Origin of the sequence: Gymnodinialimonas sp. 57CJ19 (assembly GCF_038396845.1) — a bacterium.
GTDB lineage: Bacteria > Pseudomonadota > Alphaproteobacteria > Rhodobacterales > Rhodobacteraceae > Gymnodinialimonas.
In genome coordinates this window covers 1,013,960-1,039,844 of the sequence record NZ_CP151587.1, presented here as the reverse complement: position 1 = coordinate 1,039,844, position 25,885 = coordinate 1,013,960, and the positions used below count along the sequence as shown (strand labels likewise).

28 protein-coding genes are annotated in these 25,885 nt (G+C 61.5%); 12 read left to right on the top strand and 16 right to left on the bottom strand.

Annotated elements, in window-relative coordinates; all coding sequences use genetic code 11:
• Positions 1-5: 5 nt before the first annotated feature.
• The 3 genes from AADW23_RS05100 to AADW23_RS05090 form a co-directional block, all read right to left on the bottom strand.
• Positions 6-1,694, bottom strand: coding sequence for a tetratricopeptide repeat protein (locus AADW23_RS05100; RefSeq protein ID WP_341863448.1), 1,689 nt, complete (start codon positions 1,692-1,694; stop codon positions 6-8).
• 115 nt (positions 1,695-1,809) lie between these two features.
• Positions 1,810-3,459, bottom strand: a complete 1,650-nt coding sequence (locus tag AADW23_RS05095) for an electron transfer flavoprotein-ubiquinone oxidoreductase (RefSeq protein ID WP_341863447.1) — start codon at positions 3,457-3,459, stop codon at positions 1,810-1,812.
• A 193-nt stretch (positions 3,460-3,652) separates the two neighbouring features.
• Positions 3,653-4,621 (bottom strand): quinone oxidoreductase, encoded by a 969-nt coding sequence (locus AADW23_RS05090; RefSeq protein WP_341863446.1) that lies wholly within the window; start codon positions 4,619-4,621, stop codon positions 3,653-3,655.
• 78 nt (positions 4,622-4,699) lie between these two features.
• Between AADW23_RS05090 and lysA the strand changes: the two genes are divergently transcribed.
• Positions 4,700-5,965, top strand: coding sequence for a diaminopimelate decarboxylase (gene lysA, locus AADW23_RS05085; RefSeq protein ID WP_341863445.1), 1,266 nt, complete (start codon positions 4,700-4,702; stop codon positions 5,963-5,965).
• 31 nt (positions 5,966-5,996) lie between these two features.
• Complete coding sequence (locus AADW23_RS05080) at positions 5,997-8,561, top strand: DUF4175 domain-containing protein (protein WP_341863444.1); 2,565 nt, start codon at positions 5,997-5,999, stop codon at positions 8,559-8,561.
• Between the two features lie 28 nt (positions 8,562-8,589).
• On the opposite strand, the gene AADW23_RS05075 is transcribed toward AADW23_RS05080, so the two are convergent.
• The gene (locus AADW23_RS05075) at positions 8,590-9,384 is read right to left on the bottom strand and encodes a zinc-ribbon domain-containing protein (RefSeq protein WP_341863443.1); all 795 of its coding nucleotides are present in this window, start codon (positions 9,382-9,384) and stop codon (positions 8,590-8,592) included.
• A 242-nt stretch (positions 9,385-9,626) separates the two neighbouring features.
• Here AADW23_RS05075 and AADW23_RS05070 point away from each other — a divergent pair, with 242 nt between their 5' ends.
• From AADW23_RS05070 to AADW23_RS05050, 5 genes are read left to right on the top strand one after another with little or no spacing between them, the layout of a single operon-like run.
• Positions 9,627-10,304, top strand: a complete 678-nt coding sequence (locus AADW23_RS05070) for an ATP-binding cassette domain-containing protein (RefSeq protein ID WP_341863442.1) — start codon at positions 9,627-9,629, stop codon at positions 10,302-10,304.
• Positions 10,301-11,203, top strand: a complete 903-nt coding sequence (locus AADW23_RS05065) for an FtsX-like permease family protein (protein WP_341863441.1) — start codon at positions 10,301-10,303, stop codon at positions 11,201-11,203. The genes AADW23_RS05070 and AADW23_RS05065 overlap by 4 nt, the downstream gene beginning before the upstream one ends.
• Positions 11,203-11,928, top strand: coding sequence for a lysophospholipid acyltransferase family protein (locus AADW23_RS05060; protein WP_341864277.1), 726 nt, complete (start codon positions 11,203-11,205; stop codon positions 11,926-11,928). Before AADW23_RS05065 ends, AADW23_RS05060 begins: the two co-directional genes overlap by 1 nt.
• Positions 11,925-12,524, top strand: a complete 600-nt coding sequence (locus tag AADW23_RS05055; protein ID WP_341863440.1) for a pyridoxamine 5'-phosphate oxidase family protein — start codon at positions 11,925-11,927, stop codon at positions 12,522-12,524. The genes AADW23_RS05060 and AADW23_RS05055 overlap by 4 nt, the downstream gene beginning before the upstream one ends.
• Positions 12,521-12,736 carry a hypothetical protein gene (locus tag AADW23_RS05050; RefSeq protein WP_341863439.1) on the top strand — a complete coding sequence of 72 codons (216 nt, stop codon included), beginning with the start codon at positions 12,521-12,523 and terminating at the stop codon, positions 12,734-12,736. The genes AADW23_RS05055 and AADW23_RS05050 overlap by 4 nt, the downstream gene beginning before the upstream one ends.
• A 5-nt stretch (positions 12,737-12,741) precedes the next feature.
• On the opposite strand, the gene AADW23_RS05045 is transcribed toward AADW23_RS05050, so the two are convergent.
• The 8 genes from AADW23_RS05045 to def (AADW23_RS05010) all read right to left on the bottom strand — a co-directional run bounded on the left by AADW23_RS05045 (position 12,742) and on the right by def (AADW23_RS05010) (position 18,864).
• Positions 12,742-13,701 carry an acetyl-CoA carboxylase carboxyltransferase subunit alpha gene (locus AADW23_RS05045; RefSeq protein WP_341863438.1) on the bottom strand — a complete coding sequence of 320 codons (960 nt, stop codon included), beginning with the start codon at positions 13,699-13,701 and terminating at the stop codon, positions 12,742-12,744.
• An 80-nt stretch (positions 13,702-13,781) separates the two neighbouring features.
• A complete protein-coding gene (locus AADW23_RS05040; RefSeq protein WP_341863437.1) occupies positions 13,782-14,963 on the bottom strand; it encodes a LytS/YhcK type 5TM receptor domain-containing protein in 1,182 nt (393 codons plus the stop codon).
• 71 nt (positions 14,964-15,034) lie between these two features.
• Positions 15,035-15,991 (bottom strand): L-malyl-CoA/beta-methylmalyl-CoA lyase, encoded by a 957-nt coding sequence (locus AADW23_RS05035; protein ID WP_341863436.1) that lies wholly within the window; start codon positions 15,989-15,991, stop codon positions 15,035-15,037.
• A gap of 133 nt (positions 15,992-16,124) precedes the next feature.
• Entirely contained in the window at positions 16,125-16,409 is a 285-nt protein-coding gene (locus tag AADW23_RS05030; RefSeq protein WP_341863435.1) for a hypothetical protein, read from the bottom strand.
• A 59-nt stretch (positions 16,410-16,468) separates the two neighbouring features.
• Positions 16,469-17,374 (bottom strand): methionyl-tRNA formyltransferase, encoded by a 906-nt coding sequence (gene fmt / locus AADW23_RS05025; RefSeq protein WP_341863434.1) that lies wholly within the window; start codon positions 17,372-17,374, stop codon positions 16,469-16,471.
• Positions 17,374-17,868 carry a peptide deformylase gene (gene def / locus AADW23_RS05020; RefSeq protein WP_341863433.1) on the bottom strand — a complete coding sequence of 165 codons (495 nt, stop codon included), beginning with the start codon at positions 17,866-17,868 and terminating at the stop codon, positions 17,374-17,376. Before def (AADW23_RS05020) ends, fmt begins: the two co-directional genes overlap by 1 nt.
• Positions 17,858-18,343 carry a peptide deformylase gene (gene def, locus AADW23_RS05015; RefSeq protein ID WP_341863432.1) on the bottom strand — a complete coding sequence of 162 codons (486 nt, stop codon included), beginning with the start codon at positions 18,341-18,343 and terminating at the stop codon, positions 17,858-17,860. The genes def (AADW23_RS05020) and def (AADW23_RS05015) overlap by 11 nt, the downstream gene beginning before the upstream one ends.
• Positions 18,340-18,864 carry a peptide deformylase gene (gene def, locus AADW23_RS05010; protein ID WP_341863431.1) on the bottom strand — a complete coding sequence of 175 codons (525 nt, stop codon included), beginning with the start codon at positions 18,862-18,864 and terminating at the stop codon, positions 18,340-18,342. Before def (AADW23_RS05010) ends, def (AADW23_RS05015) begins: the two co-directional genes overlap by 4 nt.
• A 179-nt stretch (positions 18,865-19,043) precedes the next feature.
• Here def (AADW23_RS05010) and AADW23_RS05005 point away from each other — a divergent pair, with 179 nt between their 5' ends.
• On the top strand, positions 19,044-20,213 hold the full coding sequence (locus AADW23_RS05005) for a MalY/PatB family protein (protein WP_341863430.1): 1,170 nt from the start codon (positions 19,044-19,046) through the stop codon (positions 20,211-20,213).
• A gap of 87 nt (positions 20,214-20,300) precedes the next feature.
• On the opposite strand, the gene mobA is transcribed toward AADW23_RS05005, so the two are convergent.
• A complete protein-coding gene (gene mobA / locus AADW23_RS05000) occupies positions 20,301-20,891 on the bottom strand; it encodes a molybdenum cofactor guanylyltransferase MobA (protein ID WP_341863429.1) in 591 nt (196 codons plus the stop codon).
• A 53-nt stretch (positions 20,892-20,944) separates the two neighbouring features.
• On the opposite strand from mobA, the gene AADW23_RS04995 reads away from it, so the two are divergent.
• On the top strand, positions 20,945-21,670 hold the full coding sequence (locus tag AADW23_RS04995; RefSeq protein ID WP_341863428.1) for an AzlC family ABC transporter permease: 726 nt from the start codon (positions 20,945-20,947) through the stop codon (positions 21,668-21,670).
• Positions 21,667-22,008, top strand: coding sequence for an AzlD domain-containing protein (locus AADW23_RS04990; RefSeq protein WP_341863427.1), 342 nt, complete (start codon positions 21,667-21,669; stop codon positions 22,006-22,008). Before AADW23_RS04995 ends, AADW23_RS04990 begins: the two co-directional genes overlap by 4 nt.
• A gap of 85 nt (positions 22,009-22,093) precedes the next feature.
• On the opposite strand, the gene AADW23_RS04985 is transcribed toward AADW23_RS04990, so the two are convergent.
• A complete protein-coding gene (locus AADW23_RS04985) occupies positions 22,094-22,576 on the bottom strand; it encodes an Lrp/AsnC family transcriptional regulator (protein WP_341863426.1) in 483 nt (160 codons plus the stop codon).
• 121 nt (positions 22,577-22,697) lie between these two features.
• Here AADW23_RS04985 and ald point away from each other — a divergent pair, with 121 nt between their 5' ends.
• A complete protein-coding gene (gene ald / locus AADW23_RS04980; protein ID WP_341863425.1) occupies positions 22,698-23,816 on the top strand; it encodes an alanine dehydrogenase in 1,119 nt (372 codons plus the stop codon).
• A 200-nt stretch (positions 23,817-24,016) separates the two neighbouring features.
• Here ald and mscL read toward each other — a convergent pair whose 3' ends face one another.
• Positions 24,017-24,448: a large conductance mechanosensitive channel protein MscL gene (gene mscL, locus AADW23_RS04975; protein WP_341863424.1), complete on the bottom strand. Its 432-nt coding sequence runs from the start codon at positions 24,446-24,448 to the stop codon at positions 24,017-24,019.
• Positions 24,449-24,606: 158 nt separating this feature from the next.
• Between mscL and AADW23_RS04970 the strand changes: the two genes are divergently transcribed.
• Positions 24,607-25,308: a glutathione S-transferase N-terminal domain-containing protein gene (locus AADW23_RS04970; protein ID WP_341863423.1), complete on the top strand. Its 702-nt coding sequence runs from the start codon at positions 24,607-24,609 to the stop codon at positions 25,306-25,308.
• A 71-nt stretch (positions 25,309-25,379) separates the two neighbouring features.
• On the opposite strand, the gene AADW23_RS04965 is transcribed toward AADW23_RS04970, so the two are convergent.
• Positions 25,380-25,829 carry a YtoQ family protein gene (locus tag AADW23_RS04965; protein ID WP_341863422.1) on the bottom strand — a complete coding sequence of 150 codons (450 nt, stop codon included), beginning with the start codon at positions 25,827-25,829 and terminating at the stop codon, positions 25,380-25,382.
• Positions 25,830-25,885: the final 56 nt, after the last annotated feature.

Sequence of the window (25,885 nt, the reverse complement as noted above, 5' to 3'; positions counted from 1 at the left end):
TGCGCTCATTCTTCCTCAAGAATGCCCGTGCCGCCTTCTTCTTCCAGCACCACATCCAGGCCGACCTCCAGCTTGCGGCGGATACGTTCGGCGTCTTCGGGTTCCGGGTCGAACGACAGGGCGCGTTGCCATTGGAATTCCGCTTCACGGTAACGGCCCACGATCCAGTAGACGTCACCCAGATGGTCGTTGACGATTGGGTCGTTCGGCTCCAATTCCACGGCGCGTTCCATGGGGGCCACGGCCTCCTCATAACGGCCAAGACGGTAGTAAACCCACCCAAGGCTATCGACGATGTACCCGCTTTCAGGCCGCGCGGCGACGGCGCGTTGGATCATGCCCAGGGCCTCATCAAAGCTGCGGCGCTGCTCTACCAGCGAATACCCCAGATAATTCATGACGTTAGGTTGCTCGGGGTTCAGCTCCAACGCGCGGCGGAAATCGGCCTCTGCGGGGGGCCAATTGTCCAACTGGTGGTAACAAATCGCGCGGGCGTAATGGATGAACCAATAGCGCGGCTGATCGGGGTCCACCAAATCCAACACGGCGCTATAGGCGGCGATGGCCTCTTCAAACTGCTCTGCCCGGCGCAACAAATCGCCGTAGGCAGCCTGGACCGAGGCCAGATCGGGCCGCGCCTCGACCAAGGCCGACAAGATCGCAACCGCCTCTTCCTGCGCGCCGGAATCTTCCAGCGCCTGCGCCCGTCCCATCTGGGCTTCGATGTAGTTGGGGTCACTTTCCGGGACCGCCGCATAGGTGTCTGCGGCCAGTTGATATTGCTCGGTGCCTGCCAACAATTCTCCGGCCAGAACCACGGCGTCGGAATGCTCAGGGTCAATGCCCCTTGCTGCCTGAGCCATCAAGAGCGGCAGGGTCGTGTTGCGATCCCCGGCCAGCAATTGGGCGACGTTAAAGAACACCTCGGCCACGCCGTCTTGGGCGGTCAGCACGAAATCATAGGGCATGTCCGCCCCCGCGCCGAGGCTGGCCTGTAGCGCCAGAAGGCCCGGGTCCGGGACGGCTTGTGTATAGCCATCCAGAAGGTCCAACGCCTCTCCGCGCCGGCCGAGTTGCACTAGGATGATGGCGCGGGCGCGCACGACGCGTTCGGTGTTGGTGATCTGCACCCCGGTTTCACCCGAGAGGATTTCGTTGGCGGCCTCAAAATCGCCCGTTGCGGCGCGGGCCAAGGCCAGATGCAGTGCCGCCAGCTCTTCCAGACCGCGCTCGGACGCCAGCGCCTCAAACCGCTCTACAGCGCCGGACATATCGCCAAGCCCAAAGGTCAGCCACGCGCCAGTAAGGTCATCGGCCAAGGGGCCGGGGCCGTTGCCGGCCTCGATCATATCAAGGGCGTCCTGAAACTCTCCCTCGGAAATGAGGCGCACAAAGGCGACCAATTCGGCCAGCTCCTGCCCCTCTGCATCGGCATCGAGCTGTTGCGCCGCCGCTTGCGCCGCTTCCCATTCCCCAAGCGAGGCATAGGCAAACACGGTGTTGGACACCAAAAAGGCGTTGCCGGGGTCGAACTGTAGCGCTTGGTCGAAATATTCAGCCGCCGCCGCGTGATCGCCGGTGATCGCAGCCGCCCGCCCCGCCAGATAAGCGCCGGACAAGCTATCGGCTTGGGCCGTGATCGGCGCAAAGATCGCTGCAAAGGCCAGTGCGAACAGGGGTCGGTTGGACGTCATTCATGCTCTCCTCAGCCCCAGATCGGGGCGGTTTCGTCAAAGACTAGGCCGCGTCTGAGGGAAGGGCAATCAAGCCCTTCTCACAATATCGAATGTTGGTGTCCGCCTGCCCTGATCACATGTTGGGGTAGTTCGGCCCGTCACCGCCCTGAGGCACCGTCCAATGGATGTTCTGCGACGGGTCTTTGATGTCGCAGGTCTTGCAGTGAACGCAGTTTTGGAAGTTGATGACAAAGCGCGGGTCTTTGCCCGCCTCTTCCACCACCTCATAGACACCGGCCGGGCAATAGCGCTGCGCAGGCTCGTCATAAAGTGGCAGGTTCACCGCGATGGGCACCGTGCTATCGCGCAGTTTCAGATGCGCGGGCTGGCTTTCTTCGTGGTTGGTGAAAGAGAACGCCACATTCGTCAGGCGATCAAAGGACAAGACGCCATCGGGCCGGGGATAGTCGATCTTCTGGTGATCCGCTGCCTTTTCCGTCGCGGCAGCGTCGGTCTTGCCGTGCTTCAACGTGCCAAACAGGCTGAAACCCAGCGTGTTTGTCCACATGTCCATGCCGCCGAACACGAGCGAGGCCATAAGCCCCCGCTTCGACCAGATCGGCTTCACGTTGCGCACTTTTTTCAGGTCTTGGCCGATCGCGCCGGTCCGAACCTCTGTTTCATAATCGCTCAACTCGTCCGAGGCGCGGCCCGCCCCGATCGCCTCAAACGCAGCCTCTGCCGCGGCTTTGCCTGACAGCATGGCGTTATGGTTGCCCTTGATACGCGGCACGTTGACCATGCCCACGGAACAGCCCAGAAGCGCCACACCCGGCGCCACCATCTTGCACAGCGACTGGTAGCCCCCTTCGGTGATCGCGCGGGCGCCGTAGGCGATGCGTTTACCGCCTTCCAGAAGCTCTGCCACCATTGGATGGTGCTTGAAACGCTGGAATTCCATGTAGGGGAAGACATGCGGGTTCTTGTAGCCGAGGTGGACCACGAACCCCACATACACCTGATTGTTTTCAAGGTGGTAGATGAAGCTGCCGCCGCCCGCATTGCTGCCCAGAGGCCAGCCCATCGTGTGGGTGACGCTGCCTTCTTTGTGCTTGGACGGGTCGATCTCCCAGATCTCTTTCATGCCAAGGCCGTATTTCTGCGGCTCTGCGTCCTTGGCGAGGTCGTATTTCGCGATCACCTCTTGGCTCAGGCTGCCGCGCACCCCTTCGCTTAGGAACACGTACTTGCCGAGCAATTCCATCCCCGGTTCCGTGTTTTCCCCGATAGAGCCGTCTTCCTCTAGCCCGAAGACACCGGCCACAACGCCGCGTACTTCGCCGTTCTCGCCGTAAACCATTTCCGAGCACGCCATGCCGGGGAATATCTCGACCCCCATTTCTTCGGCCTGCTCCGCCATCCAGCGGCACACGTTACCCATGGAAACGATGTAATTGCCGTGGTTGTTCATCAGCGGCGGCATGGGGAAGTTCGGGACACGAACGCCGCCCGCCTCGCCCAGCATGTAGAAATTGTCGTCCTTGACCGGCACGTTCAACGGCGCGCCCTTCTCCTTCCAGTCCGGGATCAGCGCATCCAGCCCGCAGGGGTCCAGAACCGCGCCTGACAAGATATGCGCCCCAACCTCGGACCCTTTTTCCAGCACCACGACGTTCAGGTCCGCATCCAATTGCTTCAACCGGATCGCCGCCGACAGGCCCGCAGGCCCCGCCCCAACGATGACCACATCATATTCCATGCTTTCGCGTTCGATCTCAGACATGCGTCATCCCCATAGGCTGTTTCGGGCGCCTCTTGTCGGCCCTTAAATGGCGTTCCAGAAGGCGTAACCCGTCCCTGTTAACGGGTCAATTCTGACGCAGTGGCACAGACCGCTGGCCTGACGATATGACGCGACTGGCCGCGCCTCTCCCATCCGAGGGCCCGGCCAATTGATATACCATTGATATACCCCATCAGAGCGTCAGCACCGTTTGCCCGGTGGTTTTCCGGGCTTCCAACGCCCGGTGTGCATCGGCCACGTCTTCCAAGGGGAACCGCTGATCAATGCGGATTTTCACGGCGCCCGAGGTGACTTTTTCGAACAATTCCGCCGCCATCTGCTGGCATGTGGCGTGGTCCGCGATGTGGGCAAATAGCGTGGGCCGTGTCAGCTTCAACGAGCCCTTTTGCGCCAGTTTGGCAATTTCAAACGGCGGCACGGGGCCTGAGGCGTTGCCGAAAGAAATCATGAACCCCAAAGGCTTGAGGCAATCGAGAGAGCCTTCAAACGTGTCCGCCCCCACGGAATCCATCACCACATCCACGCCGCCTGTCAGCTCTTTCACCCGCGCGGCCCAGTCTTGCGTGCGGTAGTTGATGCAAACCTCGGCGCCATTTTCGACCGCCAGGGCGCATTTTTCGTCGCTGCCTGCCGTGGCAATCAGGCGGATGCCCTCGCTTCGCGCCCATTGGCAGGCGATCAAACCAACGCCCCCCGCTGCCGCGTGGAACAGCACCGTATCGCCCTTCTTGATCGGCGTCGTTCGGCGGAAAAGATAGTGCGTTGTCAGACCTTTAAGCATCATCGCCGCGCCTTGCTCAAAGCTGATCTCGTCGGGCAGCGGGCAGACCTGCGCGGCGGGCATCACCCGCGCCTGCGCATAGGCGCCGGGCGGCACGCAGGCATAGGCGGCGCGGTCGCCGGGTTTCAGATGGGTCACGCCTTCACCCACGGCTTCCACCACGCCTGCGGCTTCCATCCCCAAGGCGGCGGGCATCTCCATCGGGTAAAGGCCAGAGCGTTGATAGCAATCAATAAAATTCAATCCGCAGGCATGGTGACGAATGCGGATCTCGCGCTTGCCCGGATCGCCCACTTCCCGATCCACAATCCGCAACTGCTCTGGCCCGCCATGGGCCTCGATGATCACCGTTTTCACCATCTTCACTCTCCTGAAACGCTTTGAACCCCATTGGATAGGTGCTACGCCCGCGCTTGCAAGAATGAAGGGACGCGCACCATGGATCATTTTCTCTACAAGAACGGCGAACTCCATGCGGAAGACGTGGCCATCACGGACATCGCCACCAAAGTCGGCACGCCCTTCTATGTCTATTCCACCGCAACGCTGACGCGGCATTTCCAGCTTTTTCAAGAGGCCCTTCACGGCCTGGATCACCTGATCTGCTTCGCTGTGAAAAGCAATTCAAATCAAGCGGTTCTGTCCCATATAGCCAGCCTTGGAGCGGGTATGGATGTGGTCTCTGGCGGCGAATACATGCGCGCCAAGGCAGCAGGCGTTCCGGGCGACAAGATCGTGTTCTCCGGCATCGGGAAAACCGCAGAGGAAATGCGCCTCGCCCTTGAAGGCGGCATCCGGCAATTCAACGTGGAATCAGAGCCCGAAATGGCCCGCCTGTCCCGCGTTGCCATGTCCTTGGGCGTCACCGCGCCGATCACGGTGCGCGTGAACCCCGATGTGGACGCGAAAACCCACGAGAAAATTTCGACCGGGCGGAAAGAGGACAAGTTTGGCATCCCCATCGCCCGCGCCCGTGAAGTCTACGCCCTTGCTGCGTCGCTTCCGGGGCTGGAGGTCATCGGCATCGACGTGCATATCGGCAGCCAGTTGACTGACCTTGAACCCTTTGAAATCGCTTATACAAAAGTGGCCGAGCTAACGGAGCAGCTGCGCGCCGACGGGCACAATATCCGCCGCCTTGATCTGGGCGGTGGCCTTGGCATTCCTTATGAGCGTTCCAACTCGGCCCCACCGTTGCCGATCGAATACGGCGAGGTCATCAAGCGAACCGTCGGCCACCTTGGCTGCGAGATCGAGATTGAGCCCGGTCGCCTGATTTCCGGCAACGCAGGGCTGCTTGTGGCCTCCACCATCTACGTAAAAAACGGCGAGGATCGTGATTTCCTGATCCTTGACGCCGCCATGAATGACCTGATCCGCCCTGCTATGTATGGCTCTTACCACGATATTGTGCCCGTCGTTGAACCCGCGCCGGGGGCGGAGCAATCGCCCTATGACATCGTCGGCCCGGTCTGCGAGTCGGGCGATACTTTTGCCAAACAGCGCAACCTGCCCCCGGTGCAAGAGGCTGACCTGATCGCCTTCCGATCCGCCGGGGCTTATGGTGCAGTCATGAGCAGCGAATACAACACGCGGCCCCTGATCCCCGAGGTTTTGGTCCATGGCGATCAATTCGCCGTCATCCGCGTACGCCCATCGTTTGACGACATGATAAACCGCGATACTATTCCCCAATGGGCATGACGCCCGGCCGCCTTCGTGCGGGAAAGGCATGATGACCCACTCGACACCTGATGAGGCCCCAAAAACCGACGCGATCAAGCGGTTGATCTGGCCCTTGCGGCTGACCCGCCTCGGCATGGTCGCGGAGCGTGCCGTGCGGGCGTTCTGGCCGCTGTGGACGGTGCTGTTTGTGGTCTTCGCGGCGCTGTCCTTCGGGGCAGGTAACCTGTTTAGCCCAACCCTCACATGGACGGCCTTGGCGCTTATCGCCTTGGGAACGCTCGTTCTTTTGGCCATTGGACTGCGGCGCTTCAGGATGCCCTCCCATGCCGATGCGTTGGAACGGTTGGACGCCACCATGCCAGGGCGGCCGATCTCGACCCTGCTCGACAGCCCCGCCGTCGGTGGCAACGATCCGGCCAGCCAATCGGTCTGGGCGGCGCATATTGCCCGCATGGCCAACCGGGCGGCCGGTGCCCGCGCGCCCCAGCCTAACCTGCGCCTGTCGCGCAATGATCCTTACGCTTTGCGCTATGTGGGCGCGGTCGCCTTGGCCATGGCGCTTTTGTTTGGCGGCCTGTCACGGGTGACCGAGGTGGGCGAGGTTCCGCTTGGCCCCGGCGCGGCGACCGCTTCTGCCGGGCCATCGTGGGAAGGCTGGGTGGAGCCGCCGATTTATACCGGGCTGCCGTCGCTCTACCTCAACGACATTACCGCCGACAGTTTTGAAGCGCCGCTCGGCTCGGACATTACCCTGCGGGCCTACGGCGCCCCCGGCGACATTACCCTGCGCACCGATATCGGCCCCGTGCCGGAGCTGGATGAAACCGCCTATGCGCAAACCGTCACGATGGAGCGGGCCGGCACCTTGGCCGTCGATGGCCCCGGCGGGCGCGAATGGCAGGTGGCCGTGCGCCCCGATCAGCCCCCCACCGTCGCGCTGGAGGGCGAGGTTGAGGGCGAAGCGCCCAGTGCCATGCAGTTCAGCTTCACGGCCAGCGATGATTACGGCGTCCGATCCGGCACCGCGACGATCCGCTTGAACCCCGACGCCGCTGACCGCCGCTATGGCCTGGCCATTGATCCCGAACCCCGCGAGCCGGTGGTGCTGGATCTGCCAATGCCGTTCCGGGGCAACCGCGATGAATTTACCGAAGTCTTGTTGGAAGACCTGTCCGAACATCCCTTTGCCAACCTTCCCGTGACCCTGACGCTTTCGGTGATGGATGACGCGGGCCAAACGGCTGAGGCCACCTACGACGTGGCGCGGCTTCCGGGGCAGCGCTTCTTCGATCCGCTGGCCAATGCGCTGGTGGAGATGCGCCGCGATATCCTTTGGAACCGAGACAATGCCTCCCGCGCCTCTCGGCTGCTGCGCGCGCTGACCCATCGCCCCGAAGATGACCTGAGCGATGGCGTTTACCGCGCCCTTCGCGCCGCAATCCAACGGCTTGAATCGGCCATCGACTTGATCTCGACCGAGACGCAGGAAGAGGTGGCCGAGATCCTGTGGAACGCCGCGCTGGAGCTGGAATTCAGCGAGGAAGGCAGCGCCTTGGAACGTTTGCGGCGAGCGCAGGAACGGTTGGCCGAGGCCATGCGCCAGGGCGCCACGGACGAGGAAATCGCCCAGTTGCTGCAGGAAATGCGCGAGGCAATGGACGACTATATGCAGGAGTTGGCCGACAACACGGAATTCGGCGACGACACCGACCAACCCGATGACGGTGGCGAAGGCCAAGAGATGACCAGCGCCGATCTGGACGAAATGCTGCGCCGGATTGAAGAGCTGATGCAGGAAGGCCGGATCGCCGAAGCAATGGAAATGCTGCAAGCCTTGCAAGAGATGTTGGAAAACATGGAGATCACCCAAGGCGAAGGCAGCGGCGATGGCCCGCAGACGCCAGGGCAGGAGGCGATGGAAGGCCTGCAAGACACTCTGCGCGGGCAACAGGAATTGTCCGACGACGCGTTCCAAGACCTGCAAGATCAGCTCAACCCTAACCGTCCCGGCCAGCAAAGTGGCCAGAGCGGGAACGCGCCCCAAGGCAACCAACCGGGCCAGGAGGGGGACAACCCCGGCCAAGGTCAGGGCGGCGAGAATGGCGAAGAACCATCAGGCAGCCTGGCGGAACGGCAACAGGACTTGCTGCGTCAACTGGAAGAACAGGCCCGTCGTTTGCCGGGCACTGGCACCGAAGCGGGAGACGAGGCTCTGGAGCAGTTGGACGGCGCGGGCGAAGCGATGGACGACGCCGCCCAAGCGCTGGAACGCGGCGACATTGCCGAGGCGCTTGATCTGCAATCCGAAGCGATGGAAGCCCTGCGAGAAGGCATGACTCAACTGGGCGAGGCGTTGGCCCAGGAACAGGGCGCAGAGCCGGGACAGGGCCAAGCCGAAGGCAACCGCGCCGAAGGCCAGCCGCTGCAAGACCCACTGGGTCGCCAAGCCGGCAACAACGGCGCTTATGGGTCGGATGACAGCGGGCTAGGCGACGGTGAAGACGCGCAACAACGGGCGCGGGAATTGCTGGACCTGCTGCGCGATCGTGCGGCAGAGCAAGCCCGGCCAGAACTTGAACGGGATTACCTGCGCCGCTTGCTCGACCAGTTTTAAAGAGAGGCCCCTAGGCCCGTGAGAGGCCCTAGGCCCCTGCGTCACCCGCAAGGGACCGGGCCATATCATCCAACCAGAACCGGGCGCTGTTCACCGCCTCGACATAGCTATCGAGCACTTGGGCGACCTGCGGCACCGTCTCTTTGATCAATGGCGCGTAGACGTAGATGCCCGCAGCAATTGCCGCCAGAACAAGCACCAACAAAAAGCCCCGTCGGGCAGAGCCGCGACGGCGGCTTGGGCCTGCGATGGTATCCACATCGGTGGCGCTGGCCTCTTCTTCCCTACGGTCTCCGGTCGCCCTCAGGGTGGAGTTTATTTCCTCGATGTCGGGGAATTCCTCGCGCCGGGACGCGGCGGCGGCGCTGGCAACGGCGGCGCTGATCTGCTCGGTCTCAAAGGCGTCTTCAGCATTCTCAAGCTCTGCGATGCGGCGTTCCCGGTGGGACAGCTGATCTTCGGGCAGAGACATTTCTTCTTGCTGAGGGGCCATTTCAGGCGCGGCTTCGGCGCGGCGCAAACGGGCCTCCCGCTCCGCTTCTTCGCGTAGGATGTCGGAAACGCTGGCGTCCACGGGGCGCCGCTCTGGCTGCACGGGTTCTTCAGCGGCCTCACCGCCTACGGCAGGCGCTTCTTCCTCTTGCGGGGTATCTTCTACAGGTTCCTCGGGGGCTGCGGGCGCGACAGGCGCTTCCGGTACACGGCGGCCCGGCTGAAACCAGGTCTGCGAACAATTGGAACACTGCACATCGCGCCCACCGGGGGGAACCATGGCTTCATCAACTTCATATCGTGCGCTGCAATTGGGGCAGGTTAACCGCATGGGAACTGATCTCTGTTCTTGGGCGCGAAAATACGGGCCTTCAGGCAGCCGAGCCTTCGACTGATTGCGTTCTTCTACAGAAGGTTAACAACACAAAGGCATCTTTCCAATCCCCGTAAGATTCCACGGGTGCAAGCCGTTGCAACAACGACTCAGTCGCAAGCTAAGCGAATTGCCTGCGATTGCAGTGGGGCGGTAACAATGCGAAACAAGTCGCAAGCAAGGGTAAGGTGCTATTTCCAATGATCGAGATGCAAGACGCCGCCTATGGCTACGGGGCTGAGCCGCTTCTGTCGGGCCTTTCGCTGAACCTTGTGCCGGGCTCGTTTCACTTCCTGACGGGGCCTTCAGGCGCAGGGAAAACCACGTTTCTCAAGCTCTGCTACGCAGAGTTGCTGCCAACCGGCGGCAACATCAGCTTGTTCGGACATACGGCCACGGGCCTGACCCGCGACGGCATCGCCGATTTGCGACAGCGCATTGGAGTGGTGCATCAGGATTGTAAATTCCTCGACCATCTTCCCTTGATCGACAATCTCGCCCTGCCCCTGACGGTGACCGGAAAGGGCAATATGGTGCAGGAAAGCAATCTGACCGAGCTGATCGGTTGGGTCGGTCTTTCGGCCCGAGCCAACGCCACCCCGCCGGAGCTGTCAGGAGGGGAGCGTCAGCGGGCGGCCTTGGCCCGCGCGATCATCATGGACCCGGACCTGATCCTTGCCGATGAGCCGACGGGTAACGTCGATTGGGAAATGTCCCTGCGGTTGCTGAACCTACTGGTCGAGTTGAACAAGCTTGGCAAAACGGTGGTGATTGCCACCCATGATCTGGCGCTGATCCGTGCCGCCAAGCAAAGGGTGCAAGCCCGTGTGCTGCGCATTCAAGGCGGGCAGATCATCTCGGCGGGGGCGGACCTATGAGCTTGGGGGCAGATGTTTTCGCTTTGATCAGCAGGGATTCCCAAGCCGACCGGGTGGTGCCGCGCAGTGGGCAATCGGCACGGCTCACGCTGGCCACCTCTGCGGCGATGGCATTTCTGGCGGTGTTTGCCATGGCGCTTTCGATGGCATCGGGGCGCTTGGCCGATCGCTGGTCGGACGCCTTGGCGCAATCCTCTACCATTCGCATTTCCGCCCCAGAGGCCGAGTTGGAAGCGCAGACATGGGCGGTGCTGACAGTGTTGGAGCAAACACCGGGTATTGAAAGCGCGCGTGCCCTGTCTGATGAGGATCAGCAGGCGCTGCTGTCGCCCTGGTTCGGCCCCGACTTGCCGCTGGATGACCTTCCCATTCCGCGCCTGATCGAGATTATCGAAACCCCCGAGGGCTATGACCCAGACGGCCTGCGTCAACGCTTGGCCGCAGAAGCCCCGGGCGCCGTGCTGGACGACCACGACCGCTGGCGCCGCCCCCTGGCCGATGCTGCCAGCCGCTTGCGATTACTGGGGGGGCTGGCGCTGGTGCTGATCCTTGGGGCCACGGCGGCGATGGTCACCCTTGCCGCACAAGCGGCCCTGTCTGCCAATGAACAGGTCATTCGCGTCCTGCGCCTTGTGGGTGCGCGCGACAGCTACATCGCCCGCGCCTTTGTGCGCCGCTTCACCCTACGCGCCCTGACAGGGGCCGCGATGGGCACGGGCATCGGTGTGCTGGCGGTGCTGATCTTGCCCTCGGCCCGCGATACGGCGGCGATCCTGACGGGCCTCAGCTTTTCCGGCGCGGGGTGGCTCTGGCCCCTGCTGATTCCGATCCTTGCGGCCACGACGGCGTTTTTCGCCACACGCTTCGCCGCGTTCCGCACGTTGCGAGGGCTTCAATGATGCAAACGATCCGATCCTTTGTTCACATCGTGCAGATGTATGCGGCGATGGCAATCATTGCTGTGGTGTTCTTTCCCTGGGCCCTGTTCAGCGCCAAGGGCGCCCATGCCGCTTGCCACACCTATTGTGCTTGGGTGTTCTGGACGTTGAAATGGATGGTGGGCCTGGAGATCGAGGTCCGCGGCACGCCCCCCACCGACGAAGTTCTGGTCGCCGCAAAGCACCAGAGCTTTCTCGATGTCATGGCGATTTATCATGCGGTTCCGCGCGGCAAGTTCATTATGAAAAGCGAGCTGCGTTTCGCGCCCTTCATCGGCCAATACGCATTGCGCATCGGCTGTGTGCCGGTGAACCGAGGCAAGCGCGGTGCGGCGATCAAGAAGATGCTCGACGATGTGCGCAGCGGAAAGCAGAGGGGCGGGCAGTTGATTATCTACCCCCAAGGCACGCGTATCGCGCCCGGCGTGTCCGCCCCCTACAAGGCGGGCAGTGGCGCGCTTTATGGGCAGATGGGCCAGCCCTGCGTGCCGGTGGCAACGAACATCGGCGTCTTCTGGCCCAAGACCGGCATCACCCGGAAACCCGGCGTTGCGGTGGTCGAGTTCTTGCCTGCGATCGAGCCGGGCTTGGATCCGAAACCGTTTCTAAGGCGGCTGGAAACGGAGATTGAGACGGCCAGCGATGCGCTTCTGGATGAAGTGGGTTTCGCGCGGGGCACTCCGTGAAGATCGTGACAGACATCGCTGCGCTGGAAGCCCTCTATGATGCCGCGGTGCCGACATCCTTGCAGAAGGTCTGGCCGAAGCTGACGCCGCTCTATCGGCAATGGATCGAGGCCGCTCGCTTCGTCGTGCTGTCCACGGTCGGGCCTGAGGGCACCGATGCCAGCCCGCGCGGAGACGATGGCGCGGTGGTACGGATCGTGGACAATGAAACGCTGATGATGCCCGATTGGCGCGGCAACAACCGCATCGACAGCCTGCGCAACATTGTCCGCGATGGGCGCGTGTCGCTGATGTTCATGGTGCCGGGATCAGCCAACGTGGTTCGGGTAAATGGAACCGCGCTTTTGACCGATGATCTGGCGGTGACCCAGACGTTCGAGCAGCGCGGGAAACACCCCAAAACGGTGATCGTGGTCCAGACCCGCGAGGTCTATTTCCAATGCGCCAAGGCGATCATGCGGTCGGGCCTATGGACCCGCGACGATGCCGAGGGGCTGCCGAAAGCCGGTGATTTCATCACCGAAGTGGACCCGGGCTTTGACGGCAAAACTTACGACGCGGAATATCCCGTGAAAGCGCCGGAGCGGATGTGGTGAAGGCGCTGGCCTACCTCATGCTTCTCCTCGGCCTATGCCTAGGCCTCCTCGCAGCATTCGTGTTCTTCGCGGCCTGGAACGATTTCGGCGCGCGCGGGTGTCCAGGGGCTGATCAATGCGCGGATGCGGTCAGCGTGATGGTGCTGACCGGCTGCGCCATGGTGGCCGCCGTTGTTATGCTTTTTGCAGCCGTGGTGTTCGCCCGCCGCTAGACGGGTTAAGCGGCGAGCCCCTTGGAGCCAATGTCGAGAAACTTCTTGCGACGCTTGGCGATCAGGGCCGCACGATTTGCGCTGTCGATACCAGCCAGCAGACCTTCGATCGCTTTGCCGACATTCGCAATCGTGCCCTGCTTGTCGCGCTGTGCACCGCCAAGCGGCTCGTCAATGATCAGATCGCAAACGTTAAGCTGGCGCAGATCTTGAGCGGTCAGGCGCATCGCCTCGGCCGCTTCGCGCATTTTCTCGGAATCTTTCCACAGGATCGAAGCGCACCCTTCGGGCGTGATGACGGAGTATACCGAATGCTCCAGCATCGCGACTTTGTCTGCCGTGGCGAAAGCTACCGCGCCGCCCGATCCACCTTCTCCGATAATGACCGAAATCAGCGGCACGCCGATTTGCAGGCATTTTTCGGTCGAACGGGCAATCGCCTCGGACTGGCCACGTTCTTCCGCGCCTTTACCGGGATAGGCACCGGGGGTGTCCACCAGTGTGATGACCGGCAGGTTGAACCGGTCCGCAAGATCCATCAGCCGTACAGCCTTGCGGTAACCTTCGGGCCGAGCCATGCCGAAATTACGTTCAATCCGGGTCTTGGTATCGGAACCTTTTTCGTGACCAATGACGACAACGGGCGTGTCGTTGAACCGGGCAAGGCCGCCCATGATCGCTTGATCGTCAGCGAAATTCCGGTCACCGGCCAACGGCGTGTATTCCGTGAACAGCGCTTCGATGTAGTCCTTGCAATGGGGACGGTCGGCGTGACGCGCCACCTGGCATTTCCGCCAAGGGGTCAAATCCTTGTAGAGGTCACGCAGCATGTCCGACGCTTTTTTGTCGAGTGCGGCCGCTTGTTCTTCAACGTCCATCCCCTCTTCTCGGCGCGCCATAGCCCGCAGTTCTTCCGCTTTGCCTTCAATCTCGGCAAGGGGTTTTTCGAAGTCGAGGTAGTTCATTGCGCGTCCTGCTCCGTTTACGGTCCACGCAAGATATATGACGACGCAAGCGTCCAGATGCAACTCGGCACATGGGGTGCTTAGGGGACCGAGTGCTTCTTTCTGCGCATCAGGAATTCAGCTTTTGCAAACAGAAGGTCATTGCGTTCCTGATTGAAGCCGGGAGAGATGGAGGCTGGCGTTTCAGGACAGGCCTGCGCGTTGGGTTGTTTGGGGGCTTCGACGTCGGGGCCCCAAGCGACAATCGCCGACACCAGCGCTGATTCTATGAATTGCACGAAGTCGTGGGGATCGCTGAACTCGTGCATCGACACCGAGACCATATTGCCACAGGCGGCCGAAGGCGTGTCGCGCAATGCGAGGGTCAGATTTGCCTTCAGCCTGTTCCAATGAAGAACCTCGTTCGAGCTGAGTGGAACCAAGACCCGGCCATCCACACATAGCCCCGCCAAATCAGCGTGCTCAAATTGTGCCCCCAAGGATTGGCGATCCAAAGCCACCGGGGCTGGGTCACCAAAAAGCGCAATGACGTTCTGCAACGCCCCCCGGTCTGGCGCGATTGTCAGAAACCCAGCGAAGGTGCCAAGCGCTCGCGCTGTGTAGGCGTTGGTCATTTCCCGCACGAAGGCAACACTTAACAACAGCCCCGTCGCCGGATCATGGGTGGCCGAGGCATTAAGTCGCTTTTCCCATTTAATGTGGCGGTCTTCCCGATCCAGTAACGCGGCAAACAGGGGCACCGTCGCCAAATTGAGAACGAGCATCGGAATGGCACTGGATGTGAAGAAGTAGTGGGCCAAATGTTGCGGCAGGAAAACACCAGCGATCAAGTGGCTGGATGTCGCCAGCGCCAAGGCCAGATAACACCCAAAGCTTCGACGCTCTGCCTTTTTGGCCAACATTGACCACGCCAGACCCCCTGCCCCTGCCAAAATCATACCCCATAAGGCCGCTTCCATCCCGACGCCGCCGATATGAATCCGCATCATCATCGCCACCGCAAGGCAGGCCGCCAATCCGTGCCCCCCAAGAAACGCACCGGCAAGAGCAATGGGGATACTGCGCAAGTCCATGATAAAGCCATCAAAAGGCTCGATCGGGTTATTCATCTGCACGACCGCAATTGCGCCGAACATCGCGCCAAGGCTCGCCCGCGCGAGGAGGCCGTCTGCCAGTTTGCGGCGCACGATCCCGTATCCTTGCGCCAGAAGCCCGGTCAGGGCCAAGGTCGCAACAAGTTCAAAAATATCAGAAAAATTCATAACAGCCCCACAGCTTCTCCCACCCGGAAACTGTAAGCAGCGGAATCTTTCTCAGGCCTTAACGCCTCGCGTTAGCCCGCGATCATTTTAGCTTGTTTCACGATAACTTCGGCCTGCTTGATCGATGCGATATCCACCAGACGGCCCTTATATACCGTGGCTCCGGCGCCTTCGGCCTTGGCCTTCTCCATCGCGGCAAGAATCTCTTCTGCTTCAGCGACCGCCTCAACAGAAGGGGTGAAAACCTCGTTCGCCACCGCGATCTGCTTGGGATGGATGGCCCATTTTCCGACCATACCCAACGTGGCAGAGCGGCGAGCTTGGGCGCGGTAGCCCTCATCATCCGAGAAGTCGCCGAACGGGCCGTCCACAGGCAACACGCCGTGGGTGCGGCAGGCCGCGACAATTGCTGTCTGCGCCCAATGCCACGGATCGGACCAGTATTTTGCCCCCTCGTGAAGCATATAATACGACTCTTGCGTGCCGCCGATGCCGGTGGTCTGCATCCCCATCGACGCCGCGAAATCCGCGGCACCAAGGCTCATCGCTTGCATCCGGGGGGAGGCCGCGGCGATCTCTTCCACATGGGCAATGCCCGCCGCACTTTCGATGATCACCTCAAACCCGATGGGCTTGGTGCGCCCCTTGGCGGTTTCAATCGCCGTAACCAGTGCATCCACGGCGTAGATATCTGCCGCGCAGCCCACCTTAGGGATCATGATGATATCCAGGCGCGGGGTATCGGCCTCCAACAGTTCCACCACATCGCGATACCAATAGGGCGTGTCGAGCCCGTTGATCCGCACACTCAGGGTCTTGCTTCCCCAGTCCACGTCTTTGATCGCGTCGATAATATTGGCGCGCGCCACGGCCTTGTCATCGGGGGCGACGCTGTCTTCCAGATCAAGGTTGATTACATCCGCTTCCGAGGCCGCCATCTTCGCAAACAGCTTTGGGTTCGAGCCGGGCCCAAAGAGCTGGCAGCGGTTGGGGCGGGCGATGGGGGTGGGCTGGATGCGGAAGCTCATGGAAGTCCTCACGAAAGGAAATTGCGCGATGCGTTACGTGAGGGGTAGATTAGTGCGCGACGATACGCAAGTGCTGCACTGCGGCAAACGGCAGATTATGCTGCCCCAAGCCGCAGGAGCAGCGCCAAACGACCTAGCGGTTGCGCCAAGGCCGGTCGCGCGTGTCCTTGTTGCGCCGCTTGGAAGCGTACTCCGTGGGGATCAGCACAAGGGCAGCAGCCGAGCCGATCACCGCATCCAGACCGGGCGACCCAAGGGACAGCCCAAACAATGACCGTACGAAGAACAGCACCAAGACCGCGCCCCAAGCGATGAAGACAGAGGGCAAGATCCCGTTGTGGGTCCAGCCCCACTTCTCAAACAAGAAGGCCACGACGCCCGCGATCATCAATGATCCGAAGAATGAAAACAGAACCATAGGGTCCTCCTATAACCTGGGCCTCGGCCCCTATCCTGCACCCCGGGCCAAGGCCCGGTCTACGTAAAAACCGTGCCCGGCGCGATCCTTGCGCCCAAAAGCCAGTCCTTCGTATCCATCGCGCCCTTGCCTTCGGGTTGGACACGGGTGATTTCCACCGCCCCCTCTCCGCAGGCGATGGTCAGCCCATCCAGTACCGTACCTGCCGCGCCCGCGCCGTCCGCGACACGGCTTTGCAACAGCTTCAACCGCTTGCCGCCCGCCTTTGTCCAAGCGCCGGGAAAGGGCGACAGGCCAAGGATCTGCCTACTGATATGGGGGGCCGGACGGCTCCAATCCACCTTCGCTTCGGATTTATCAATCTTTGCGGCATAGGTGACGCCGTCCTCGGACTGCACCTCGGCGGTCAGGGCATCCAACTGATCCAAAGCCGTCACAATGGCGCTGGCACCAAGAGCGGATAGGCGGTCGTGTAACGCACCCGTTGTCTCTTCCGGCCCGATGGGGGTTTCCTGGCGCAGCAGAACCGGGCCAGTGTCCAGCCCTGCCTCCATCTGCATGATGCAAACGCCCGTATGGCTATCGCCCGCCATAATCGCGCGGTGGATCGGCGCGGCTCCGCGCCAACGGGGCAGCAGGGAGGCATGGATATTCAGACATCCCAGCCGGGGCGCATCCAGCACCGCTTGCGGCAGGATCAACCCATAGGCCACAACCACAGCCACATCGGCATTGAGCGCGGTGAAATCTGCCTGCGCCTCTGCCCCCTTCAACGACACCGGATGGCGCACAGGAAGCCCAAGCGCTTCGGCCCGCGCCTGCACCGGACTGGGGCGGTCTTTCTTGCCCCGCCCCGCTGGGCGCGGCGGTTGAGAGTATACGGCGGCAATATCATGGCCCGCATCAACCAAGGCATCCAGCACCGGAACTGAAAACTCGGGCGTACCCATAAAAACGATCCGCATCACGCGTCCTTCCGAGATTTCTTGACCAACATTTCCCGCCTCACACGGCTTAGGTGGTCAACGTACATTTTGCCCGCAAGATGGTCGATCTGATGCTGTACCGAGGTTGCCCAGAGGCCGACGAACTCCTGCCGCACCCGCATCCCCATATGGTCGGTGAAAGCCACCGTGACCCGCGCAGGGCGGGTGATCCGAGCGCTGACCCCGGGCAGGTTGGGGGAAGCCTCTGGGTAGGTGTTCAAATCGTCTGAGGCGCTTACAAGCTCTGGATCAGCCATGCGGATCGCCTGGCCACGGGTGTCGCTGGCGTCCACCACGGCGAGCCTTAACATCACACCAATCTGCGGCGCCGCAAGGCCGACGCCGGGCATGGCGTCCATGGTCTCGATCATGTCTTGCCAGATATCGCGGTGCGCATCGGTGACGGTGCCGACAGTTTCCGCCGCGGTGCGCAGGCGCTTGTCTGGATAGGGGATAAAAGGCCTAACCGGCATAGGTCGCCTCCAGGTCCGCGCGGGTCTCGGGCGATTGGTGATCGAAGATCACCCGGCCTTCAAGGTGGTCAAACTCGTGCTGGATGCAACGGCCAAGAATGCCCGTGAAGGTCGCCTCCTCGCGCGTGCCCTCTACCGTGTCCCACGCCAAGGTGATCGCGTCGGGCCGTGTCACAGCCATGGGAAGGTCAGGGATGGAAAGGCACTGCTCCTCCATCGTGCCGATGTCCTCGCCGCGCTGCCGTACCGTTGGATTGATGAATACGCGTGGATCATGCGTGCCTTCTTTCCAACTCACATCCACAACGAACACACGGGACAAAACGCCGATCTGTGGCGCGGCAAGTCCGCGACCGTTGGCGGCGTACATGGTGTCAAACAGGTCTTGGATCAATTCGGCCGGAGGCGCCCCTACGGGGGCGCACACCTCGGCCAATCGAGGGTCCGGCCACAGTAGAATGGGCCTGACGCTCACGCGCCGTCGCGCGCACGGTCGCGCTTCAACTTCACCATCTTGCGGGTGATCAACTGGCGCTTCAGCCCGCTCAAATAGTCGATGAACAGCTTCCCTTCGAGGTGGTCAATCTCGTGCTGCACGCAGGTCGCCCAGAGCCCATCAAAGGTCTCTTCCTGCTCTGCTCCGTTCAGGTCCATCCAGCGCACGGTCACGGCCTCAGGCCGCGTCACATCCGCATAGACATCTGGGATCGACAGACAGCCCTCGTCATAGGTGTTTGTCTCGTCCGATGCCGCCACGACCTGCGGGTTCACCATCACCAAAGGCCGAGGCACCGCGTCGTCCGCTTTCTCGCAATCCAACACGATCAACCGTGACCCGATGCCCACCTGTGGCGCGGCCAAGCCGATGCCCGGCGCCTCATACATCGTCGTCAGCATGTTGTCTGCCAATGCCCGCAACTTGTCCGAGATGTCATCTACGGGCGCGGCCACCTTTTTCAGGCGTGGGTCGGGATGGATCAAAATCGGAAGCTTCATGGCCGTTCGTTTAAGCGAAACCTCTCTGCCATGAAAGACCCCAGCATTCCTCGTTCTTCAAATATCCCCGCCGGAGGCTCCCTCCCTCTGCCCAAAGCGCCCCTCGCTCGCGGGAAGCCCTTGCAGCCCCCCCACCAAACGGTAGGTTCCACACCAGCACCTTCCAAGGAGATACCCCCATGTCATTTGACGAAATCATCGACCGCCGCGGCACCCATTGCGTAAAATGGGACATGATGGAGACCCTCTACGGCGTCTCAGCAGAAGATGGCATTTCGATGTGGGTCGCCGACATGGACTTCCGTCCACCCCAATGCGTCCAGGACGCCGTGGCCGACATGCACGAGCACGGCGTTTACGGCTATTTCGGGGACGACAGCAAATATCGCGCTGCGATCTGCTGGTGGATGCAGGAACGTCACAACTGGACCGTCGACCCCTCGCATATCTTCTCGACCCATGGGCTCGTGAACGGCACCGCCATGTGCCTTGATGCTTTCACCTCCGAAGGCGACGGCGTTGTCCTTTTCACCCCTGTTTACCACGCCTTCGCCAAGGTCATCACTGCCTCGAACCGTGACCTGTGCGAGCTGGAGATGCCCATCGTGGACGGGCGCCTTACCCTGGACTTCGACGCGTTTGATGCGCAGATGAAGGGCCACGAGAAAATGCTGGTCCTCTGCTCGCCCCATAACCCCGGCGGCCGCGTCTGGACCCGAGAGGAGCTGGAAGGCATCGCCGATTTCGCCAAGCGTCACGATTTGATTCTCGTCTCCGATGAAATCCACCACGATCTGACCATGCCCGGCCAGCAACATATCCCCATGGCCCACATCGACGGGATCGAAGACCGTTTGGTCATGATGACCGCCGCCACCAAGACCTTCAACATTGCCGGCAGCCATATTGGCAACGTCATCATTGCCGATGACAAACTGCGCGCAAAATTCGCCGGTCGCATGGCCGCCCTTGGGATGTCGCCGAACTCTTTCGGCCTGTTCATGGTTACCGCGGCCTATTCCCCGGACGGCGCGAAATGGCTGGATGAACTGCGCGAATACCTGGCAGAGAACGCCCGTGTCTTTGATGAAGGGATCAACGCAATCCCCGGCCTGCGCTCCATGGCGTTGGAGTCCACCTATCTGGCTTGGGTCGATTTCGACGGCACCGGAATGAGCAGGGAGGAATTCACCGCCCGCGTGCAGGACACCGCCAAGATCGCCGCCAACTATGGGCCAACATTTGGCAAGGGCGGCGATAGCTTCCTGCGCTTCAACATCGCCGCGCCGCGCTCGGTGATCAAGGAGGCCGTGGCGCGGATGCAGGCGGCGTTCAGCGACCTGCAATAGGCTTATCAGCCCTGAACACTCCCCAAGCCCCGCTGCTCTCACACTTGAGCGACGGGGCTTTTTCGTGCCTCAGGTCCGCCTTTCGGATCAGAGCGCCGGAGCCTCCGCGATCCAAGCCTCAGCCTGCGCCAAATCCTCGGGCGTGTTCACGTTGAAGAATGGTGGCGGGTTGGCGTCGGGGAAATCGACATAGGCCACTTGGTGTCCCATGGCCCAAGCGGTGACCTTTCGACCGCCTCCTTGCAAGAACGCCTCCAGACCTTGGGCCAGGGGCACGTCCCACAACGCCGTTGTGCCATGCACACCATCGGCTGTGCGGGCCATCGCAATGGGTGCCTTGGCTGCACTCAACCGCTTGCCAAGGTCGGTAGGCAAAAAGGGCGTATCGACGGCAACGGTCAACACCCGCGTGGCCCCTTGGCTCTGCGCCCAATGCATTGCCGCCAGAATGCCGCTCAGCGGGCCGAGGCCGGGCAAACTGTCTGCCACCACACGATAGCCATCAAAGGGCTCGGGCGCGTTCACGGCCAGAGACTTGACCTGCGGTGAAATACGATCTGCCACGTGCCGCCACAAAGGCTTCTGCGCCAAAAGCACATGGGCCTTGTCGCCGCCAATCCGCCGCCCCTGACCGCCGGCCAGAACCACCGCAGAGATATTTGCGCCACCTGATTGCATCCACCCCTCCGCGGGTCTACCGATAGGCCATTCATCTGACATTCTGGCGTACCATGGCGACTGACACCACCTCCATTCCGGCCCCCAAACTGCGCAGCACGTTCTGGCGTGGCGTCCGCGATTGTGGCCCGTTCATGTTTGTGGCTGGTCCCTTCGGGATGTTGTTCGGTGTCATCGCGACCGAGGCGGGCCTGGATCTGCTACAGGTCATGGGGTTCTCTGTGGTCATCATCGCAGGCGCGGCGCAATTCGCGGCGCTGCAACTGATGTTGGACGATGCGCCGACGGCGATCGTGATCTTGTCAGCGGTTGCCGTGAACCTGCGCATGGCGATGTATTCCGCGTCCCTTGCCCCCCACCTGGGGGCCGCCCCCCTGTGGCAGAGGGCGCTGATCGGCTACATGAACATCGACCAGACCTATGCGGTCTCGATGCTGAAGTATGAGGCCGAACCGGAAATGTCATTGCCTCGGAAGGTGCTATATTTCTTTGGCACCTGTGTGCCCATCGTGCCGGTTTGGTATGTGATGACGCTGATCGGCGCTTTGTTGGGCCAATCCATATCCACCGATTGGGGGCTAGAGTTTGCAGTCCCCGTCACCTTCATCGCCCTGGTTGCTCCAGCCCTGCGCACCCCTGCCCATATCGCTGCGGCAGGCGCTTCCGTGGGGCTGGCGCTGGCCTTTGCCGGGCTGCCCTATAACCTCGGGCTCATGCCCGCAGGCATCGGCGCCATGATCGTCGGCGCAGAAGTGGAACGCAGGATGGGCCCAAGATGACCCCAGAACTGAGCAACTGGAGCGCCGCAGAAATCTGGCTGATCATTGCCATTCTTGGCGTGGCGACCTTCACCATTCGGTTTTCGTTTCTGGGCCTTATCGGCGACCGAGAGCTTCCCGAGTGGCTTTTGCGCCACCTGCGCTACACCCCCGTTGCGATCCTGCCCGCCCTAGTGACGCCGCTGGTGGTTTGGCCCGGCTCTGCCGATGGCGCGTTGAGCGCCCCGCACCTTGTCGGGGCGATTGCGGCGATGGCGATCGGCTACTGGCGCAAGAGCCCGATCTGGGCGGTTGTCGCTGGCATGGCGGCGTTTCTGCTTGTGCGGGCTATTTTCTAGACCGCCTCCCCGCCCCGGGCCGAGGCCCGGTCTACACTAACGCGTCGCCGTCCCGGTCTACGTGGGTGAGCTGCCATGGCCCGATCTACACGGGCAACGCCGTTGTCTTGAACACCGTCTTCAACGCGAAACTCGATTGCATCTGCGCCACGCCGGGAAGCCGGGCCAGATGCTGGCGGTGGATGCGGGCAAAATCCTCGGAATCCCGGGCGACGACCTTCAGCATGTAGTCGGCAGACCCCGCCATCAGGTGGCATTCCAACACGTCTTCCACCCGCGCAACGGCCTTTTCGAAGGCGTCAAAGGTATCGTCTGATTGGCCCTGTAGCTTGATCTCTACAAACACCGTGGTAACCCGCCCCACGGCGCGGGGGGCCAGCAAAGCCACGTAGTCTCGGATCACGCCCGAGGCCTCTAACCGTTGCACCCGGCGGTGGCAGGCTGACGGCGACAGGTTCACCCGTTCGGACAATTCCGCGTGGGTCATTCGTCCTTGGCGCTGCAACGCTCTTAGGATTGCGATATCCAAGTCGTCCAACTCGATCTCTTTGGTGATTCCTCGTGCCATTGGCGTCCTTTTTGCAAGCTTCTTGCGTGTTATCGCTCACATTCGGGCGAAGTTTCAAAGCTTTTCCACCACGACAGGCGCACTCTGCGTCCACAAAAGCTCGTTTTGGGAGGAACAGCACATGCACATCGGATGCCCCACAGAAATCAAACCTCAAGAATTTCGCGTCGGGATCACCCCTGCTGCCGCGCGAGAGGCGGTGGACCACGGCCACCAGGTCACAATGCAGACCGGCGCGGGTCTTGGCGCGGGGTTCACCGATGACGATTACATCGCCGCGGGCGCTCAGATCGCGGCGACCGCCGAGGAAATTTTTTCCGGCGCCGAGATGGTGGTAAAGGTGAAGGAGCCGCAAGCGGCGGAACGCGCGATGCTGCGCAAGGGGCAGATCCTGTTCACCTACCTGCATCTTGCCCCCGACCCGGAGCAAACCGCTGACCTGTTGGAAAGCGGCGTCACCGCGATTGCCTATGAGACGGTGACGGACCGCAACGGCGGCCTGCCCCTGCTGGCCCCGATGTCCGAGGTCGCCGGGCGGTTAGCCCCGCAGGTCGGATCATGGGCGCTGCAAAAAGCCAACGGCGGACGGGGCGTCTTGATGGGCGGCGTCCCCGGCGTCGGCCCGGCCGAGGTGCTGGTGATCGGCGGCGGTGTCGTAGGCACGCAAGCCGCCCGTGTGGCCGCTGGCATGGGCGCGGATGTGACGGTGATGGACCGATCGCTGCCCCGCCTCAGCTGGCTCGATGACGTCTATCGTGGCGTGTTCAAAACCCGCTACGCCAGCGCCGACGCAACAGCTGACTTGATCACCCGCGCCGACATGGTCATCGGCGCCGTACTAATCCCCGGCGCCGCCGCCCCCAAGCTGGTCAGCAAGGCGCAACTGTCCACGATGAAACCCGGCGCGGTCATCGTTGACGTCGCCATCGACCAAGGCGGCTGTTTCGAGACCTCGAAGGCCACCACCCACCAGGATCCGATCTATGAGGTGGATGGCGTCGTCCACTATTGCGTCGCCAACATGCCGGGCGCGGTCGCCCGGACGTCAACCCTTGCGCTCGGCAACGCCACGATGCCCTTCATGCTGGCCTTGGCCGACAAGGGGTGGAAACAAGCCTGCGCCGATGATCCGCACTTGCTGGAAGGCCTGAACACCCATGAGGGCCAACTGACGAATTACCCCGTTGGCGTGGCTTTGGGACTTGATGTGTTGTCGCCGACGCGGGCAATCGAAGAATAGCAACGGAAACGGCCCGCCCCCTACAAGTGATCTCACCAATGAAACGGCTGTTGGCATGGTCAATTGACGCGATCACTGGGGGGGGGGGGGGCGAGCCACCGGCAAAGCTCCCCAATACTCAGACGCTGACGTTTCGGAGAGCAGTCACAAAGAAGGCCCGCTTATCGGCGGGCCTTTTCGAGACTTCAAACCAGATCGCGTTATGCGCGCTTCAGGCTGTCGCGGATTTCTATCAGGATATCCAACTCGCTCGGGCCGGTTTCGACCTCAGGCGCAACCTCATCGGGCTTTTCAGCCGCCGCTTTCACCCGGTTGACCATTTTCACCAGGATGAACACGACGAATGCGATGATCAGGAAGTTGATCACGGCCATGATGAACGAACCGTAAGCGAAGATCGAAGCGCCCGCCTCTCGTGCGGCTTCAAGCGATGCGCCCTCAGGCACTTCGCCACCCAGAACAGCGTAGTTGTTGGTGAAATCAACACCGCCCGACACGAGGCCGATGATCGGGTTGATAAGATCGCCCACCAAAGACGTGACGATTGCCGTGAATGCTGCGCCGATGATAATACCGACGGCCATGTCCATTACATTGCCCTTGGCAATGAAATCCTTGAATTCGTTAATCATGTGGTTGTCCCAACCTGGTTCGTTGCTGTTCGCAAGGGATGTTAGTTTCGTGCGCGAGCGCACAGCTCTCCCTCTCGCGGCCGAACATTCGCCGGGGTGGCGTTAATAAACAAGGGGACATATCTGCAAGAAGTTGCAAATCTGGAGAGCGAATTTCGATGACTTCAATTACCGACCACCCGATCAATTCCCGCTGGCCCGCTAAAGATCCGTCCGTGATCCAGCTTTATTCCTTCCCTACACCCAATGGGGTGAAAGTCTCCATTGCTTTGGAGGAAATGGGCCTCCCTTACGAGGTGCACCGCATCACCCTGTCCGATGCCGATGTGCGCAGCGATGCTTTCCTTGCCCTGAACCCCAACAACAAGATCCCTGCAATCATCGACCCCAACGGGCCCGACGGCACCCCGTTGGAACTATGGGAATCCGGCGCGATCCTCATCTATCTGGCCGAAAAAACAGGAAAACTTCTCGGCACTACTGCGTCGCAAAAGTACGAAATCATCAAATGGGTGATGTTCCAGATGGGGGGCTTGGGCCCCATGCTCGGGCAACTGGGATACTTCTCGAAATTCGCCGGCGCCGAGATCGAAGACCCCCGCCCCAGGGAACGCTTCGTGGTCGAGGCCAAACGCCTCCTGGCTGTCCTCGAAAAGCAGCTGGCCGACCGGGACTGGATCGTGGGCGATTTCTCCATTGCCGATATCGCCATCGCCCCTTGGTTGGCCGCGCTAGAGTTCTACGGCACCAAAGACGCCGTAGGTTGGAACGACCTTACCCACCTACCCGCCTACCTGGATCGGTTTCACGCGCGCGAAGCCGTCAAAGTGGGCCGGGTGACTCCCCCTCGGGAAGGCTGACACCGCACCAGAAAAAGGCGCGCGGGACCAACCCCGCGCGGCCGATACCTCTCGGCAATACAGCGCCGGAACTATCCCGGCAAAGCGCCCGTCAACACATAGCGCAAAATCTGCACCACTTGCTGCGGCTCTTCCGCAGTAGCCAACGCCGCCGCATGAACTTCTTTCAACGCGTGCTGATGCTCGGGCATCGACAAAACGATCACTGCCTTCCCCAACGCACTGGCATAGCCCGCGTCAAACGCCGCGTTCCACTGCTTGTACTTCTCTCCGAACCGTACAACGACCACATCGGCCGTCTCGATCCCGTGGCGCGTCCGAATGGCATTTACCTTGGCTCCCTTGTGATCGTGCCAATACTTGTCTGGCTCCTCCCCCAAGATCGCCACGCCGCAATCATCGCTCGCTCCATGATCCGTCACCGGACCCGAGAACGTTACGTCCAATGCCTCCGCCCCGGCGACGATCTGCTCTCTCCAATCAGTGTGTATCTCACCGGACAAATAGACTTTCAGTGTCACGCCCCACTCCTTCATCTTGGCCAATACAACTCAAACAACGCCGCCCCAAGCACACC

Bases quoted from the DNA above. Each gene is read 5' to 3' on its own strand.
- AADW23_RS05045 (WP_341863438.1), bottom strand. From the start codon at position 13,701: ATGAACTACCTCGACTTCGAAAAACCCCTTGCCGAGATTGAAGGCAAA.
- AADW23_RS05060 (WP_341864277.1), top strand. From the start codon at position 11,203: ATGCAAACGATCCGATCCTTTGTTCACATCGTGCAGATGTATGCGGCG.
- AADW23_RS04990 (WP_341863427.1), top strand. From the start codon at position 21,667: ATGACCCCAGAACTGAGCAACTGGAGCGCCGCAGAAATCTGGCTGATC.
- AADW23_RS05030 (WP_341863435.1), bottom strand. From the start codon at position 16,409: ATGGTTCTGTTTTCATTCTTCGGATCATTGATGATCGCGGGCGTCGTG.
- def (WP_341863433.1), bottom strand. From the start codon at position 17,868: ATGCCGGTTAGGCCTTTTATCCCCTATCCAGACAAGCGCCTGCGCACC.
- AADW23_RS05100 (WP_341863448.1), bottom strand. From the start codon at position 1,694: ATGACGTCCAACCGACCCCTGTTCGCACTGGCCTTTGCAGCGATCTTT.
- AADW23_RS05070 (WP_341863442.1), top strand. From the start codon at position 9,627: ATGATCGAGATGCAAGACGCCGCCTATGGCTACGGGGCTGAGCCGCTT.
- AADW23_RS05040 (WP_341863437.1), bottom strand. From the start codon at position 14,963: ATGAATTTTTCTGATATTTTTGAACTTGTTGCGACCTTGGCCCTGACC.
- AADW23_RS04985 (WP_341863426.1), bottom strand. From the start codon at position 22,576: ATGGCACGAGGAATCACCAAAGAGATCGAGTTGGACGACTTGGATATC.
- AADW23_RS04970 (WP_341863423.1), top strand. From the start codon at position 24,607: ATGACTTCAATTACCGACCACCCGATCAATTCCCGCTGGCCCGCTAAA.
- ald (WP_341863425.1), top strand. From the start codon at position 22,698: ATGCACATCGGATGCCCCACAGAAATCAAACCTCAAGAATTTCGCGTC.
- lysA (WP_341863445.1), top strand. From the start codon at position 4,700: ATGGATCATTTTCTCTACAAGAACGGCGAACTCCATGCGGAAGACGTG.
- AADW23_RS05095 (WP_341863447.1), bottom strand. From the start codon at position 3,459: ATGTCTGAGATCGAACGCGAAAGCATGGAATATGATGTGGTCATCGTT.
- AADW23_RS05065 (WP_341863441.1), top strand. From the start codon at position 10,301: ATGAGCTTGGGGGCAGATGTTTTCGCTTTGATCAGCAGGGATTCCCAA.
- fmt (WP_341863434.1), bottom strand. From the start codon at position 17,374: ATGCGGATCGTTTTTATGGGTACGCCCGAGTTTTCAGTTCCGGTGCTG.
- AADW23_RS05075 (WP_341863443.1), bottom strand. From the start codon at position 9,384: ATGCGGTTAACCTGCCCCAATTGCAGCGCACGATATGAAGTTGATGAA.
- AADW23_RS04995 (WP_341863428.1), top strand. From the start codon at position 20,945: ATGGCGACTGACACCACCTCCATTCCGGCCCCCAAACTGCGCAGCACG.
- mobA (WP_341863429.1), bottom strand. From the start codon at position 20,891: ATGCAATCAGGTGGCGCAAATATCTCTGCGGTGGTTCTGGCCGGCGGT.
- AADW23_RS05035 (WP_341863436.1), bottom strand. From the start codon at position 15,991: ATGAGCTTCCGCATCCAGCCCACCCCCATCGCCCGCCCCAACCGCTGC.
- AADW23_RS05005 (WP_341863430.1), top strand. From the start codon at position 19,044: ATGTCATTTGACGAAATCATCGACCGCCGCGGCACCCATTGCGTAAAA.
- def (WP_341863431.1), bottom strand. From the start codon at position 18,864: ATGAAGCTTCCGATTTTGATCCATCCCGACCCACGCCTGAAAAAGGTG.
- AADW23_RS05090 (WP_341863446.1), bottom strand. From the start codon at position 4,621: ATGGTGAAAACGGTGATCATCGAGGCCCATGGCGGGCCAGAGCAGTTG.
- AADW23_RS05080 (WP_341863444.1), top strand. From the start codon at position 5,997: ATGACCCACTCGACACCTGATGAGGCCCCAAAAACCGACGCGATCAAG.
- mscL (WP_341863424.1), bottom strand. From the start codon at position 24,448: ATGATTAACGAATTCAAGGATTTCATTGCCAAGGGCAATGTAATGGAC.